The sequence below is a fragment of the Desulfitobacterium nosdiversum genome, assembly GCF_049860565.1.
In the GTDB taxonomy this organism is placed as follows: Bacteria; Bacillota; Desulfitobacteriia; order Desulfitobacteriales; family Desulfitobacteriaceae; genus Desulfitobacterium_A; species Desulfitobacterium_A nosdiversum.
In genome coordinates this window covers 3,368,946-3,382,801 of record NZ_CP172056.1, presented here as the reverse complement: position 1 = coordinate 3,382,801, position 13,856 = coordinate 3,368,946, and the positions used below count along the sequence as shown (strand labels likewise).

The 13,856-nt window shown below is 39.2% G+C and carries 14 protein-coding genes; 9 read left to right on the top strand and 5 right to left on the bottom strand.

What is annotated here, in order from left to right:
• Positions 1 to 6: 6 nt before the first annotated feature.
• A complete protein-coding gene (gene pckA, locus ACHOLT_RS16470; RefSeq protein WP_425802799.1) occupies positions 7 to 1,548 on the bottom strand; it encodes a phosphoenolpyruvate carboxykinase (ATP) in 1,542 nt (513 codons plus the stop codon).
• A gap of 417 nt (positions 1,549 to 1,965) precedes the next feature.
• Here pckA and ACHOLT_RS16465 point away from each other — a divergent pair, with 417 nt between their 5' ends.
• The 5 genes from ACHOLT_RS16465 (at position 1,966) to ACHOLT_RS16445 (ending at position 6,913) form a co-directional block, all read left to right on the top strand.
• Entirely contained in the window at positions 1,966 to 3,294 is a 1,329-nt protein-coding gene (locus tag ACHOLT_RS16465; protein WP_425802797.1) for a DUF2157 domain-containing protein, read from the top strand.
• A complete protein-coding gene (locus tag ACHOLT_RS16460; protein WP_425802795.1) occupies positions 3,291 to 3,899 on the top strand; it encodes a GDYXXLXY domain-containing protein in 609 nt (202 codons plus the stop codon). The genes ACHOLT_RS16465 and ACHOLT_RS16460 overlap by 4 nt, the downstream gene beginning before the upstream one ends.
• A 1-nt stretch (position 3,900) precedes the next feature.
• Complete coding sequence (locus tag ACHOLT_RS16455) at positions 3,901 to 4,806, top strand: DUF2156 domain-containing protein (RefSeq protein WP_425802793.1); 906 nt, start codon at positions 3,901 to 3,903, stop codon at positions 4,804 to 4,806.
• A 26-nt stretch (positions 4,807 to 4,832) separates the two neighbouring features.
• A complete protein-coding gene (locus tag ACHOLT_RS16450; protein WP_425802791.1) occupies positions 4,833 to 5,720 on the top strand; it encodes a GNAT family N-acetyltransferase in 888 nt (295 codons plus the stop codon).
• Between the two features lie 164 nt (positions 5,721 to 5,884).
• The gene (locus ACHOLT_RS16445) at positions 5,885 to 6,913 is read left to right on the top strand and encodes a 3-deoxy-7-phosphoheptulonate synthase (protein WP_425802788.1); all 1,029 of its coding nucleotides are present in this window, start codon (positions 5,885 to 5,887) and stop codon (positions 6,911 to 6,913) included.
• A 14-nt stretch (positions 6,914 to 6,927) separates the two neighbouring features.
• Here the strand turns inward: ACHOLT_RS16445 and ACHOLT_RS16440 are convergent, their stop codons facing one another.
• Entirely contained in the window at positions 6,928 to 7,206 is a 279-nt protein-coding gene (locus tag ACHOLT_RS16440) for a GNAT family N-acetyltransferase (RefSeq protein ID WP_425802786.1), read from the bottom strand.
• A 340-nt stretch (positions 7,207 to 7,546) separates the two neighbouring features.
• Between ACHOLT_RS16440 and ACHOLT_RS16435 the strand changes: the two genes are divergently transcribed.
• Entirely contained in the window at positions 7,547 to 8,074 is a 528-nt protein-coding gene (locus tag ACHOLT_RS16435; protein WP_425802783.1) for a shikimate kinase, read from the top strand.
• 13 nt (positions 8,075 to 8,087) lie between these two features.
• Here ACHOLT_RS16435 and ACHOLT_RS16430 read toward each other — a convergent pair whose 3' ends face one another.
• Together ACHOLT_RS16430 and ACHOLT_RS16425 are read right to left on the bottom strand one after the other, a co-directional pair.
• Entirely contained in the window at positions 8,088 to 8,963 is an 876-nt protein-coding gene (locus tag ACHOLT_RS16430) for a radical SAM protein (protein ID WP_425802780.1), read from the bottom strand.
• A gap of 31 nt (positions 8,964 to 8,994) precedes the next feature.
• Positions 8,995 to 9,852 carry an MBL fold metallo-hydrolase gene (locus tag ACHOLT_RS16425; RefSeq protein ID WP_425802778.1) on the bottom strand — a complete coding sequence of 286 codons (858 nt, stop codon included), beginning with the start codon at positions 9,850 to 9,852 and terminating at the stop codon, positions 8,995 to 8,997.
• Positions 9,853 to 10,043: 191 nt separating this feature from the next.
• Between ACHOLT_RS16425 and ACHOLT_RS16420 the strand changes: the two genes are divergently transcribed.
• Entirely contained in the window at positions 10,044 to 10,847 is an 804-nt protein-coding gene (locus ACHOLT_RS16420; RefSeq protein ID WP_425802776.1) for a DUF4405 domain-containing protein, read from the top strand.
• 21 nt (positions 10,848 to 10,868) lie between these two features.
• Here ACHOLT_RS16420 and ACHOLT_RS16415 read toward each other — a convergent pair whose 3' ends face one another.
• A complete protein-coding gene (locus tag ACHOLT_RS16415) occupies positions 10,869 to 11,666 on the bottom strand; it encodes an MBL fold metallo-hydrolase (RefSeq protein WP_425802774.1) in 798 nt (265 codons plus the stop codon).
• Positions 11,667 to 12,297: 631 nt separating this feature from the next.
• Here ACHOLT_RS16415 and ACHOLT_RS16410 point away from each other — a divergent pair.
• Entirely contained in the window at positions 12,298 to 12,951 is a 654-nt protein-coding gene (locus tag ACHOLT_RS16410) for a futalosine hydrolase (protein WP_425802772.1), read from the top strand.
• Positions 12,948 to 13,790 (top strand): 1,4-dihydroxy-6-naphthoate synthase, encoded by an 843-nt coding sequence (locus ACHOLT_RS16405; RefSeq protein WP_425802770.1) that lies wholly within the window; start codon positions 12,948 to 12,950, stop codon positions 13,788 to 13,790. Before ACHOLT_RS16410 ends, ACHOLT_RS16405 begins: the two co-directional genes overlap by 4 nt.
• Positions 13,791 to 13,856: the final 66 nt, after the last annotated feature.

Here is a 13,856-nt window from a genome sequence, read left to right as displayed (position 1 = left end):
TAAGTCTTATTTGAATTTTTTCAGGTTTTCTTTAAAACGAGCGGCCAAATCCTGGGCAGCCTTATCAAATTCCTCTTTATTTTCCCAGGTGTTTCGGGGAGTAAGAATTTCACTGGGGACTCCGTCGACGTGCTCGGGTATGAGTACTCCAAAGGTTGGATCAGCTTTAAAGTTTTCCTTTTCAAGGGAGCCATTGAGCGCGGCTGTAATCATAGCGCGAGTATACGCAAGTTTCATGCGCTTACCGACGCCATAAGAACCGCCAGACCATCCGGTATTGACCAGATAGACCTTCGTGTCATACGTTGAAATTCTTTCACCAAGCATTTTAGCATAGACACGGGGTTCCAGCGGGAGGAATGGAGCTCCAAAACAAGTCGAAAAGGTTGCTGTAGGCTCGGTAATACCACGCTCAGTCCCGGCCACCTTTGAAGTATAGCCCGAAAGAAAATGATCCATGGCCTGTTCTTTAGTTAATTTTGAAATAGGAGGTAATACTCCAAAAGCGTCAGCAGTCAGGAAAAAGACCACTTTAGGATGGCCGGCAACACTTGGAATTACGGCTCCATCTATATGGTTAAGGGGATAGGCTGCACGAGTATTTTCTGTAAAGGATTTATCTTTATAATCAGCGACCTTCGTTTTAGGATTTAGTACAACATTCTCAAGTACTGTCCCATATTTAATAGCGTTCCATATTTGGGGTTCTTTTTCGGCAGAGAGGTCAATGCACTTAGCATAACAACCTCCTTCAAAGTTGAAAATTCCGTCTGCGGACCAGCCATGCTCATCATCACCGATTAAACGACGTTTCGGATCAGCGGAGAGTGTTGTTTTTCCTGTGCCCGATAATCCAAAGAAGAGCGCAACATCGTCTTCTTTACCGATATTCGCTGAACAATGCATAGGAAGCGTATTTTTTAAAGGCAAAAAATAATTCATTACACTGAAGATGGATTTTTTCATTTCTCCGGCATAGTGAGTTCCCCCAATTAAAATGAGGCGTTTTTCAAAGGAGCAAATGATAAAAGCCTCTGAGTTCGTGCCATCAGTTTGCGGATTTGCTTGGAAACCGGGAGCGGCAATAATCGTGAATTCTGGCTTGTGAGCTTCCAATTCGGCTTCGGTGGGTCGAATAAAGAGCTGATGAACAAAAAGATTTTGCCAAGCATATTCGTTAATCACACGAATAGGAAGGCGATATTTTTCATGAGCACCTGCGAAACCATCAAAGATAAAAAGTTCACGATTTTCGAGATAAGCTCTAACTTGGGCGTAAAGATTCTCAAAACAATCTTGTGATATCGGGCGATTAACTTCTCCCCAAGCGATCTGGTTATGAACGGAGGGTTCATCTACAATAAATTTATCTTTAGGTGAACGACCCGTATATTTTCCTGTAACGACTCGCAAGGCTCCGGTGGAAGCAAGAACGCCTTCTCCGCGAGCGAGAGAAGTATTAACTAATTCATTAACCGATAAATTGTAGTGGACTGTCTGAGGAGTAAAGTCCTGTCCTAAAGCGATTGACTGAGCGCCGGTATTCATATAAGATTCTGCTCCTTCTTTCTTAGAACTTAATACTCAATATGTAATGATTAATACTTAATATGTATTATCAATGGCCGATGTCATTATTGTAGAACACATTGAGTAATTAGTACATACTTTTTAATCAAAAAATTATAATTTATATGACTTAAATACCCTGAAATGAAAGAATAAAGCGTTAAACAGCTAAGACCATAAGGTATGTTTAGGTGTATTGATAAAATCTTTAAACTGATTCAGGAGGATTTACCTGCTGGTAAGTTTTTTTTGCCACGATATTATTAATATAGGAATGTTTGAGAATAATGATATGAAGCGATTATTATCTATTCGTGAAATGTGATATAATTTATTACTGCAACTAATTTAATAAGTGTTTCAACGTGTTTCGAGATGATCTATAGGGAGGGTTTTATGAGAGACCGGAATATCCAATGGCTTTATAGAGAACTGCCTCAATGGGTTTCGAAGAACGTTATTACAGAAGAGAACGCCGCAAAGATTCAACAGTATTACGGTCCGGTTGAAGAAACAAATCGACTTAGGCTTGCATTAGCAATTTTTGGCACTTTAGGTGCTGTACTTATTAGCAGCGGCATTATTCTTGTATTTGCAAAAAACTGGGAGAATTTATCAATTCCGGTAAGAACAATTCTATCGTTAATCCCTCTTATTTTAGGGCAGCTTCTTGTAGGTTGGGTTATAGTACGGGATAAAGAATCACTCGCCTGGAGAGAAGGGGCAGGTGCATTTCTTTTTATAGCTGTTGGAGCCTCGATTTCCCTGATCAGTCAAACTTATCATCTTCCAGGGGATGCGCCTCAATTCGTACTAACCTGGATGCTTCTTTGCATACCCATAGTATATCTTTTAAAGGTAACTTTACCTGCAGTTTTCTATGTTGTTGGAATAGTGGCATGGGCGGGCTTAACACGCGGTGAAGAGGGGTATACCTTTTTCTATTGGTTCCTCCTTTTGATTATTATGGGATACTTTTTAAATAAATTTAAACATGAGCGTGCTGCACACTCTACCCTGTTCTTATTATGGGCGCTGGGATTAAGTCTTTGTCTATCTCTAGGTATTGTTTTTGAACATCAATTTCCCGGATTATGGATAATCGCTTATAGCAGCTATTTTGCTCTTTGTATTTTACTGGGGCGAACGATATTTCACGAAAAGGAAATTTCCTGGCAAAACCCTTTATTGTTCATAGGGACATTGGGCTCCTTGATCCTTTCTTTTGTACTTACCTATCAGTTTATTTGGTCTAGAGTGGGCTGGAAATATTTCGGACATAGTTATTGGATAAATACGACAAATGCATTTCAGGACTATGTTGTTGCTGCTGTTTTATTGGGAGGTGCAGCCTATGTAATCTCAAGAAAACTAATGACAATCATAAAAGAGCGGGAATGGATAGATCTTATTTTTGCAGCGTTACCGATGATAGCCATTATCGGCTTTTTACTAGCCTCATTTCAATGGACTAGGGTTTCTGATTTGATTTTCGATGCTTATCTTTTGATCTTAGGAATTGTGGTTGTGACACAAGGTTTAAAGAGACAGCACCTTGGGCTTGCAAACGGCGGTTTGCTCATTATCGCAGTGCTGATCGTTTTGCGCTTCTTTGATAGCGATTTAGGCTTTCTTGAAAAGGGGATTGCTTTTATCCTAGTTGGATCAGGCTTCTTGCTGGCAAATATCATAATGGTTAGACGGCAGAGAGGTGGATTACGATGAAGAGAACATTAAAAATTTCGCTTTTAATTCTTATGGTAATCCTTCAGTTAGCTGTTCCGCTATACATGATTAAATCACATCAGATCACTTTGCAAGAAGGACAACAGTTCAAGTTTAAGGCTGCCCCCGTTGACCCTTACGATCCTTTTATGGGGCGTTATATCAGTATCAACCTTGAAGAACGCTCGATTCCAGTCGAGGATATACGACAGTACCGTTCTGGCAAAACGATTTATGTTGCGCTTGAAAATGCTGCGGATGGTTATGCTAAAGTTTCGGGCATTAGCTTTAACCGGCCAAATAACCCTGCGTATTTTAAAACAAAAATTGCTTATATTCAAAACACGTTTGGTTCCCCAATGGAATTAGATACGGATAATTTGAATCCGATACCGGGAAAGGTTTTTTTTGTGATTCCCTTTAACCGATACTATTTGCCGGAGAACTTAGCAATTAAAGCGGAAAAAGATTGGAATAAAGTTCTGACTTCCAGGAACAATGAGGTTTTTATAACGGTGAGGATTCATCAGGGGAATTCTGCCATAGAAAATGTCTATATTTCTGGCGAATTAATCGTGGATTATTTAAATAAGGTGGATGGATAGAATGATCGGCTTTAAAGAACTTACGCTTCAAGACAAAACTTGGGTAGAGCCCTTTCTGGCAACTGCCGATTTTCGGGGTTGTCACCAAAATTTTACCAATATTTTTGCATGGTCGAAAATATTTAACTACCAGGTGGCTAGAGTAAATGATTATTTTATTGTTAAAGGAGATATAGAACAAGAAGGTAAATATTATTTTTATCCTGCAGGTTCGGGTGATCTAAAACCCGTCATTGAAACAATGAAACAGGATGCCATGGAATGTGACCATAAATTTGTCCTTATGGGTGTGTCACCGGAGAACATGGAAGTTTTAAAAAGCTTATATCCTGATCATTTCGAATATCGGGCCATGCGGGATAATTTTGATTATCTTTACCGGCTGGATAAGCTTGTCAGCCTTTCCGGAAATAAGCTTCACTCTAAGCGCAATCATATCAATCGATTTAAAGAAAATCAAAAAAATTGGAGCTTTGAATTGATTTCTTCTGAGAATATGGGAGAATGCTGGGAAATGAATGTGGCATGGTGTAAAGCCAATATGTTTAAGGGTGATGATGACCAGATTATGGATGAACTCTGTGCTGTCCGTCGCTGTTTTGCAAATTATAAAGCATTGGGTCTTGAAGGTGGCCTTCTTCGTATCGATGATCGTGTTGTCGCATTTACCATGGGCGAAAAACTTAATTCAGATACATATGATATCCACGTTGAAAAGGCTTATAGCGAAATTCAGGGGACTTATCAGATGATCAATCGTGAATTTGCTGAATGGATTCAAAAAACACATTCCGAAATTGTTTATGTCAACCGTGAAGAGGATATGGGCTATGAGGGATTAAGAAAGGCGAAGTTATCCTATCATCCTGATTTAATGGAAGAAAAATATAAAGCAGAATGGTGTTAAGGTTTTGGTACAGGGGGAATTTTGGGATGAATAAAGTCAGGCTTGCCCTGAAAGGTGAAGTTGAACGTCAGAAAGAGATTTGGAAACGTTGTTTTGGGGATGAAGATCGTTATATTGATTTCTATTATGACAATAGATATAAAGAAGCAGAGACAATGGTCTTGCTTTATGAAGGAGAAATCTCAGCTATGCTGACGATGATTCCGATCCAGGTCGTTACTCCAGATCAACAAATATTTCCTGCAGCTATGCTTTATGCCATTGCAACTGATCCCCAGAGACAAAGCTTAGGGTTAGCCACTCAGCTCATGGATTACAGTCATGAATACTTGGGACTTAATAATATTACTTTTTCTATTCTTGTTCCTGCCGGTAAATCGCTTTTTGATTTTTACCATAAACGCAGCTATCATGAAGGCTTTTACCTTCGTGAATTGCTTTTAACCCGTGAAGAAATTGAGACCTGGAACGGAATCGATGAATGCCTGCCTAAAATTTTCTCAATTTCCTCGAACGATTATAATCAGAGGCGGAACCAGCAGCTTAAGGGCTCTCTTCATATTGCCTATGCAGATAAAGAAATTGATTATCAGAAAAAATTATCCCAATTGTCGGGAGCAGATATATATGCCATCGACTTGGAAAATACCAAAGGTTGTGGGGTAATTGAAAGAATAAACCCGGATGAGGTCATTGTTAAGGAAATCTTATTACCGGAGGAATTCCTAATAAGTAGTCTATATAAGATTGCGGAGTTATTCCCAGCGCAAAAATATATTATTCGTACCCCTGCTTTTAGAGGACAACTCTTGGGTGGAGAGGTCCGTGCGTTTGGAATGGTTCGACCGCAGAACGACAGAGAGGGTATCATTTTAGTTGAGGAACAAGGTTATTTAGGATTAGCTTTTGACTAGGCGTAATCAAAAGGCATTGTCATGAAAGACAATGCCTTAACTTTTACCCTAAAATACAACATTTTTCATCCTTGACAAGTACGGAAAGTCTGGTTTAATTATAATAATACTTTTATTTGGAAAGTAAACCGTAAAAATATAATGAAAGTTAAGAGGGACATGCAATGGGTATGAAATTTGTACAAAAGGTACCAACAGCTGAGGAGGTTTTAATAAATATTCCTTTACCAACTCATCTTAAGGAGATTAAAGAAAAAAGGGATCAGGAGATCAGAGACGTTTTTGATAACAAAGATGATCGTTTTCTTCTGATTATTGGACCGTGTTCTGCCGATCATGAAGATTCAGTTTGCGAATACATTTCAAAACTAGCGGAAATTCAAGAAAAGGTTAAACGTGAAATTCTTATTATCCCTCGAATCTATACCAATAAACCACGAACGACAGGGGAAGGGTATAAGGGAATGGTCCACCAACCAGATCCTGAAAAAGAACCTGACATACGTGAGGGAATTAAAGCAATTCGCAGAATGCATATTAGAGCATTATCAGAATCACATATGCCGGCAGCTGACGAAATGCTTTATCCCAATAATTACAGTTACCTTGAGGATGTTTTAGGCTATATTGCTATTGGTGCCCGTTCGGTTGAAAATCAACAACATCGTCTCACCGTCAGTGGTGTGGATACGCCTGTAGGTATGAAAAATCCGACAAGCGGTGACTTGTCGGTGATGTTAAATTCCATTTATGCAGCCCAGCATGCTCACTCATATATTTATAACGGCTGGGAAGTAGAATCTACGGGAAATTCGTATACGCACGCTGTATTAAGAGGTGCAATCGACCGTAACGGCAGAAATATTCCCAATTATCATTACGAAAATTTAATTAGTCTTGCGAAAGAATACGAAAAGCAAGATCTTAAAAAGCCGGCTATTATTGTTGATTGTAACCATGCCAACTCAATGAAGCAATTTTATGAGCAGCCTCGGATTTCCCGAGAAGTGATGATGAGCAGAAAATATGACTCAAAGCTTCATCAACTTGTTAAGGGCTTAATGATTGAAAGTTATCTCATTGAGGGCAACCAAGGAATTGGAGAAAATATTTACGGCAAATCCATTACCGATGCCTGCCTGGGATGGGAAGACACAGAACGGTTGATATATTCTATTGCCGAAAATAAATAATCATTTAGGCTAATCTATTTATTAAGAACATCTTGATCAGCGGGGTTTTTTTCAAAGAATGTTTTTGCATAGGAACATGTAGGGATAATTTTCAAATCCTCTTCCCGAGCAAAATCAATAACTTTTTGAACGAGCTCCTGAGCAATCCGTTGTCCTCTTAACTCATCGGAGACATAAGTGCGGTCAATCGAAATAACCTTATTGCCGACATTTGAGAAGGTTATTTCAGCTGAATAATTATCCTCCGAATCTCCAATATAAAATTTTTGAGTGCCTTTTAAAATCTCAGCCATTTTAATCCTTCCTTTCTCTGAAAGTATCATGTAAAATACTTACTCTATGATTATAAGGGAGAAAAAGAAGATTTACAATTTTCAGATAATCAATTTTATTTATAGTTCTATTGAATCTATCACTTACTTTTTTATGAGAAATTCTGTTCGTAAATTCTGTTAAATAAGCTTAAAGGATATTAGTTGAATTTATAAATTAGTTATTATATAATACATAAAAGTTCATACGCTTGGACGGGGTTTGCCTTGAGAAAAAGGTATCGGAAGAACGAGAGCAGCTTCTCGTCCCAAAAGGGATGGGAAGTTTTTTGTTTGTGAAAGTGGAGAGGGGTTAATACGAATGAAGATTCGAAATATAGTACTCGTAGGTTTTATGGGAACAGGAAAAACGACAGTGGGGAGAAGGTTAGCTAAACACTTGAACTGGGATTTCATCGATACGGATGCAGCGATTGAAGAAATCAGTGGGATGAGTATACCTGAAATCTTCAGAAGACATGGGGAAACTCGTTTCCGCTCTGAAGAAATAGTATTGGTTAAACGTCTGCTAGAGCGAGATGGATGTGTGATTTCAACCGGTGGAGGAACCCCCTTAAGTCCTGATAACTGGGAGATGCTCTCGCAGATGGGTTATATCATTAGTTTATACGCCGATATTGATACGATACTTGAGAGAATCGGCGGCTCCAGTGAGAGGCCTCTTTTAAAAGCAGGACGCGATGAAAATGAAAGACTTTTGTTATCTAGACAGCCAATTTACGATAAGGCAGATCTTACTATCGATACAACAAAAAGCAGCATTGATGAGGTTGTTGATGAAATTCTCTATAATATAACGGATAGACTAAAGGATGGAATATTGAATTGAGTTAAGCGATCTGTTATAATCCCCGCCACGTTTCTGGTCTTAAGAGTTCAGAACGGTTTTGCTCAATTACATTGGCTAAAGTTGCAAGCAAAGTTTGTTTATCTTCCGGAAGATGGGCTTTGAGCATAAGATAATTTGAAGCATGATTGCTTCGGTAGATGCAGTTTGTGACATTAAGATTTTGGATCATCAGCTCTAACTCTTGAAGAATTTCCCACGGATTAAGCAGTTGGAAATTACCCGCCTTTACCTGACGGAGCAGCGGGGCTTTGGGTTCGAGCATTAACGTTAAAGTCCCTAAATAATGCGGATCGATGGCACTGACCACTTTTGCTGTTTCTAAAGCATGTTCAGTGGAATCTTCCTTTCCGCCGATTCCTGAGATAACAGTACAAGATAAGAGAATACCACTTGCTGCTATGCGTTGCCCGGCTATGATCATTTCCTGCGGGGTAACGCCTTTTTTAATTTGTGAGAGAATTTTCGCGCTTCCACTTTCGATACCCAAGTAGACAATATTTAAGCCATGTTGTTTTAGCAGGTTTAACTCTTCGGGGGATTTAGCTAAAATGTCTAAGGGTCCGCCATAAATACCCACTCGTTTAAGTTGATGAAAGCGTCTATAAAGCTCTTTAAGAATATCTACTAAAAGTTGGGTATCTAAGGCAAGGGCATCTCCGTCGGCAAGAAAGATTCGTTCAGCTAAGGGGTATAAAGCTATGCCTTCTTCGATAATGTCCATAATTTCTTCGCGTGTTTTCTGACGGTAGGGCTTGCCCATATACATGCTGCAAAAGGTACATTGATTATGTTTGCACCCCACTGTAACTTGGAGAATCAGGCTTGATGCCTCGCTTGGTGGTCGATAAATTGAGCCCTCATAAAACATACATCTATTGACTCCTTATCTATTAAGTTATTTATGATCTGCCTAATAGTGCTCTGATCATGCTTCGGGTATTAATACGAAAAGCGTTGAACGGTTGCTCTGTTCTTGTTTCTTCGTCACGGAAGACTTTTTCGTATTCCAACAAGAGTTCTTCTTCACTATAGCCTAAATCGTGATAATGCAAGACAAAATAGCGGCTTCTTTCAGCGGCCTCAAGGCTTTTTTGCCAAAAATTAAGAGTTTCACCTGGATTGATCAGACCGTAATGAGGAGAATAAATGAATTTGGGATTAAGGGCTTGGCATTTTTTGATAGATTCAATGGATTGTGAATAGCTGACTATAAAAGTAGGGATTATCAGTCCAGAAGAGTTAAACGTTCCAGTAGATTCACTGGCAAAAAGGATTTGACGGTTAACGAAAAAGGACAAAGTACCTTGGGTATGTCCTGGGGTTTCAACAACTTGAATCGTTAAATTCCCTAAATCAAGAATATCTCCGTCATAGACTGCTGAATCTATTTTTAATAAATCGTCATTATAATCGTCAAATAAACCTTCAGCATAAATCTTCGAAGCTTCACGACTTAGTTCACGAATGGTTTTTAATGCAGTTGAACGTCTTAAGATACGCTGATCATATTCTGAACCGCATACGATCAGGCTTGGCCATTCGCATTTTAAGTAGGGAATACCGCCAATGTGGTCATAATGAGAATGGCTGACAAAGACGTAATCCAAGCTTCGCGTGCCGAGTACTTTTTTTATATTCTTTATAAGATCAGAGGCACAATAAGCCATACCGCAATCAATGAGAGCAGTTTTTTGGACGCCAACCAGTAAGGAAGCATCGCCGCCTCTACCGCCCCGTACATTATAAATTCGATCCATATTAAATGTTCACTTTCTATTCTTAGTAAATATATCTTAATAAGTATATTTGGATATCGTAAAAATTTTATCATGTAGGGTTGAAAACATCAAATATGCCTTTAAGCAAACTTTCAGTTAGCCTTCAGTGGGAATTAAGTTCGCTGTGTAATAATAAAGTCAAGATACATATTACATGGAGGTTACCTGAAATGAATAAAAATTATATCAAATTAACCCTAGATATTATCCTGGTACTTATTTTTTCACTGCTTTTTAACGTACGTGTTTTCGGGGGATTAGCATTTCATGAAATCGCGGGATTGGGAATTGGTTTTGGTTTCTTAATTCATATTTTATTAAACTCACAATGGGTAAAAAAAATAACACTTCGACTATTCGATTCTAAACTTCCGAAGAAAATTCGATTCGGCTATTTTTTGAATCTTTTACTTCTCATTGCTATGCTTCTGAGTATCGTGAGCGGGCTTCTGATCTCCAAAGTCCTATTCCCTGGGTTGGGTTCAGTCGATCCGCGATCGTTTCGTCAAGTGCACGAAATTGCTTCCTATTTAGCCCTTGTCATCGTAGGTATTCATGTCGGTCTTCACGGGCAATGGATTCTCAATTTGCTCAAAAAGATATTCAGGGTTGGAGCTTCAAAACCGATTATCGTTGTGGTCAAGCTTGCTCTGGCAATCGTTGTATTGTTTGGGGGACTTGACGTTCTTTCAAATCAAATTACGCCTCAAACTTTGAACCCAGGAAATCCTCCTAGTGTTAATTCTGAACGTGTTCCCAACAGTAATTCGAGTAATCAAATCGAGCGGAGACCAGACCATCTCGAAGGTTCAATGAAGGGTTCTGTTGATGGAGGTAGAAGAGGAGAATTCAGAAATGCAAATCCGTCAGGAGTTCTTGCCACATTTTTAGGAGTGATTGGGTTATTAGCGGTTGTTACATATATCACTGAAAAGCTATTTGCACAAAAGCCTTTAAAAATTCAGGAAGATTAAGCAGATTTATCTTTATAATAACTATAGAATTAAAGTTGTACCTAATTCCTCCAGAAAGTTTGTTTTAATAAATGCCTCTTTGACATTTGCAAAGCTTTTCCTTGTTGCTTTGATCCACCCAAAATGATCAAGTTCCTTGTGGGGAAAATGAAGAACGGCTATTTTTTGAGGATTAATATAGTCTTTAATAACCCGTCGGGCAGAAGGAATACTAATATAGGGAAAAGGAGCAATTAAGTAATCGATTTTTTGGGGGACTAAATTAAGTTGGTTATAATTCTCTGAAACAGCATCAGCATCACCTACATGCAAAAGTTTTAAGCCATATTCAATTAGATAAGCATAATTTTGGGTCTCCTCCTGGTTTTTACCCATATGGGCCAGTGAGATAATACGAATTTTCATTCCCTGGAAGTTCAGCGTTTCTTCTTGGTGTAGATTTAAGTTAAATTCTATTAAATTGGCTTGTTCTTTATCCATTTCCATTGAATCATAAGTTCGAAGTTTGGTAATGACATTAGGTGTTGAGAGAATAACAGTCCCGGGATTATTTTTAGAAAATTCATCGACACTGACTGGGTCAAAGTGATCACTATGTTCATGGGTTATTAACATAAGATCTAGATCATTAAAAGGGGGAATACCTCCTTTTATTTTTTGGGCAATTTCTGGAGAGGGATCTTTGTATATGGGATTATTTGAACGGCACAAACCGTCAATCAATATCTTCCGATCCTTTAATTGGATGAGAACACCGGCATTTGAGATATAAATAAGTTTATTTGATGCGGATATAAGACTTTCGCTGCTCTCGTTCAAGATTTAATTCCTCCTGATCAAAAAGGATATCATTAATATTATCATAGGAGTTTAACTGTTTCATCTGAATAGGCTAAAACGTATTCGACAAAATAATATAAATATTTATATTATTCGATAAAATATGATTGACAAAATATAGAAACGGGTATATTATTAAATTACCTTCAGAAGAGGTTAATCCTTAGTAAGAAGGTTGCCCTGAAAATCGGTAGCGAGAGTGGATAATGACCTGCTGAAGCAAAATGTTTTATCTTGCAGAGGAATGGGATTATCTGAATAGCCGTAAGGTTAACTAGGGCTGTGCTGACCGAACCCGAGAGGGAGCAGGAACAACAATCGCCCCTTTTAACAGAAATCTACATTTTGCAAGTAGAAGATTGAGATAAGCAGGAATTAAAAGCTAACGTGAACCGAGCTTTCTGAAAAAGCGATAATTTATCGAACTGTTCAGATTGAGGGTAAAACGGAAAGGAGGACGTACTCGGTTGCAGTACACCTCAAAAAATGGGTAGGCAGATTCCGTCGAGGAATTGGAGCCTACTCATTTTTATTTTACTTACCTATTAAAATGCAGTAGTATAAAACATAGTATGAATTTATTGGAAAGCATTGTAAAAGGGGAAATCACATGTTTTCAGACCAAGGGCGCACTCTCATTATGACGGCGGTATCTGAAGAAAAAAGAGCGATTCAGCGAGGACTGCAAAATAATCCTAATATTGATGTGATGTTGGCGGGAGTGGGTCCTGTTTCCGCCGCGGCTCATACGGCTAAATTATTAGCGACAGGGAAATATAAACTGGTTATCAGCACCGGAATTGGTGGAGGATTTATAGGTAAAGCTGAGGTTGGAACGCTTGTTGTTTCAAATCTTATAGCTGCGGCAGATATTGGGGTTGAGACATTGGATGGGTTCCGGCGCTTAGAGGAGCTAGGCTTCGGCTCGACTCAGGTTGAAGTTGATTCGGAGCTTGTCTTTCGGGTAACTGAGGCATTGCAAGCCGAAAAAATTCATATGGTTATTGGTCCTATCATTACCGTAGCAACGGCAACGGGTACTGCTGAAAGTGCTGACGAAAGAGCGAGACGGGTTTTGGGTGCTGCAGCGGAAGGGATGGAAGGGTATGGTGTTGCTCTTGCAGCCCAAATTTTTGGTATAAGAGCTTTGGAGATTCGCGCTATTTCTAATTTGGTAGGACCTCGCGATCGAAGTGCCTGGCGTATGAAAGAGGCATTTGATCTCTTGGAAAAAACCTATTCTGTATTGGGGGAGATATTATGAAAATTGCCTTTTCACCTTGTCCAAATGATACGTTTATTTTTCATGCCTGGGTGCACGGTCTTATACCTGGAGCTCCTAAGCTTGATGTAACGTATGCCGATATTGATATTACAAATAGCTTAGCTGCCAGTACTCAGGGGCCTGATGTGGTTAAAATTTCCTATGCGGCACTTCCTTGGGTACTATCTGAGTATGCCTTGCTTCCTTGCGGCGGAGCATTGGGAAGAGGGTGCGGCCCACTTGTATTGACATCAGATTCAGCAGCTGCTGACAAGGGACCGGCTGTACTTTCAGGTCAAAAGGTTGCTGTCCCAAGTGAACGATCCACCGCTTATTTATTGTTTAGACTATGGGCTGCTCAAAATGTGCCGGAGGGTGTTGGAGAGATTGTAGTGATGCCCTTCAATGAAATTATGCCGGCGGTGCGTGAAGGAAAAATTGATGCGGGACTCGTTATTCATGAGGCAAGATTTACTTATTCCCAATATAATTTAAAACTTTTAGCCGATTTAGGAAATTGGTGGGAGTCAGAAACTAATCTGCCTATTCCTTTAGGGGCAATAATCGCGAAAAGGTCAATGGATTTAGAAGCTATTGCTGATTGGATTAGAAAGTCTGTTAGATATGCATGGACAAACCCGAAGGCTTCACAAGAATATGTACTTCAGCATGCTCAGGAATTATCCGCTGAGGTAGCCAATGCTCATATCAATCTATACGTGAATGAATTCTCTGAGAATTTAGGAGAAAAAGGCTATGAAGCCGTTAAAACCCTTTTGGGCCGGGCTGCACAAGAGGGGCTAGTTCCCAAGGTGGATTTTGCAGATCTTCGTTATTAGTACCGACGGGTTGACATAAAATAAAGAGTGATAATCCTTGCTATTGAATGGGTAAAAGATTATCAC

What these genes read in the sequence shown, in the direction of transcription:
- pckA (WP_425802799.1), bottom strand. Translation starts at nt 1,548, where the DNA reads ATGAATACCGGCGCTCAGTCAATCGCTTTAGGACAGGACTTTACTCCT.
- ACHOLT_RS16465 (WP_425802797.1), top strand. Translation starts at nt 1,966, where the DNA reads ATGAGAGACCGGAATATCCAATGGCTTTATAGAGAACTGCCTCAATGG.
- ACHOLT_RS16460 (WP_425802795.1), top strand. Translation starts at nt 3,291, where the DNA reads ATGAAGAGAACATTAAAAATTTCGCTTTTAATTCTTATGGTAATCCTT.
- ACHOLT_RS16455 (WP_425802793.1), top strand. Translation starts at nt 3,901, where the DNA reads ATGATCGGCTTTAAAGAACTTACGCTTCAAGACAAAACTTGGGTAGAG.
- ACHOLT_RS16450 (WP_425802791.1), top strand. Translation starts at nt 4,833, where the DNA reads ATGAATAAAGTCAGGCTTGCCCTGAAAGGTGAAGTTGAACGTCAGAAA.
- ACHOLT_RS16445 (WP_425802788.1), top strand. Translation starts at nt 5,885, where the DNA reads ATGGGTATGAAATTTGTACAAAAGGTACCAACAGCTGAGGAGGTTTTA.
- ACHOLT_RS16440 (WP_425802786.1), bottom strand. Translation starts at nt 7,206, where the DNA reads ATGGCTGAGATTTTAAAAGGCACTCAAAAATTTTATATTGGAGATTCG.
- ACHOLT_RS16435 (WP_425802783.1), top strand. Translation starts at nt 7,547, where the DNA reads ATGAAGATTCGAAATATAGTACTCGTAGGTTTTATGGGAACAGGAAAA.
- ACHOLT_RS16430 (WP_425802780.1), bottom strand. Translation starts at nt 8,963, where the DNA reads ATGTTTTATGAGGGCTCAATTTATCGACCACCAAGCGAGGCATCAAGC.
- ACHOLT_RS16425 (WP_425802778.1), bottom strand. Translation starts at nt 9,852, where the DNA reads ATGGATCGAATTTATAATGTACGGGGCGGTAGAGGCGGCGATGCTTCC.
- ACHOLT_RS16420 (WP_425802776.1), top strand. Translation starts at nt 10,044, where the DNA reads ATGAATAAAAATTATATCAAATTAACCCTAGATATTATCCTGGTACTT.
- ACHOLT_RS16410 (WP_425802772.1), top strand. Translation starts at nt 12,298, where the DNA reads ATGTTTTCAGACCAAGGGCGCACTCTCATTATGACGGCGGTATCTGAA.
- ACHOLT_RS16405 (WP_425802770.1), top strand. Translation starts at nt 12,948, where the DNA reads ATGAAAATTGCCTTTTCACCTTGTCCAAATGATACGTTTATTTTTCAT.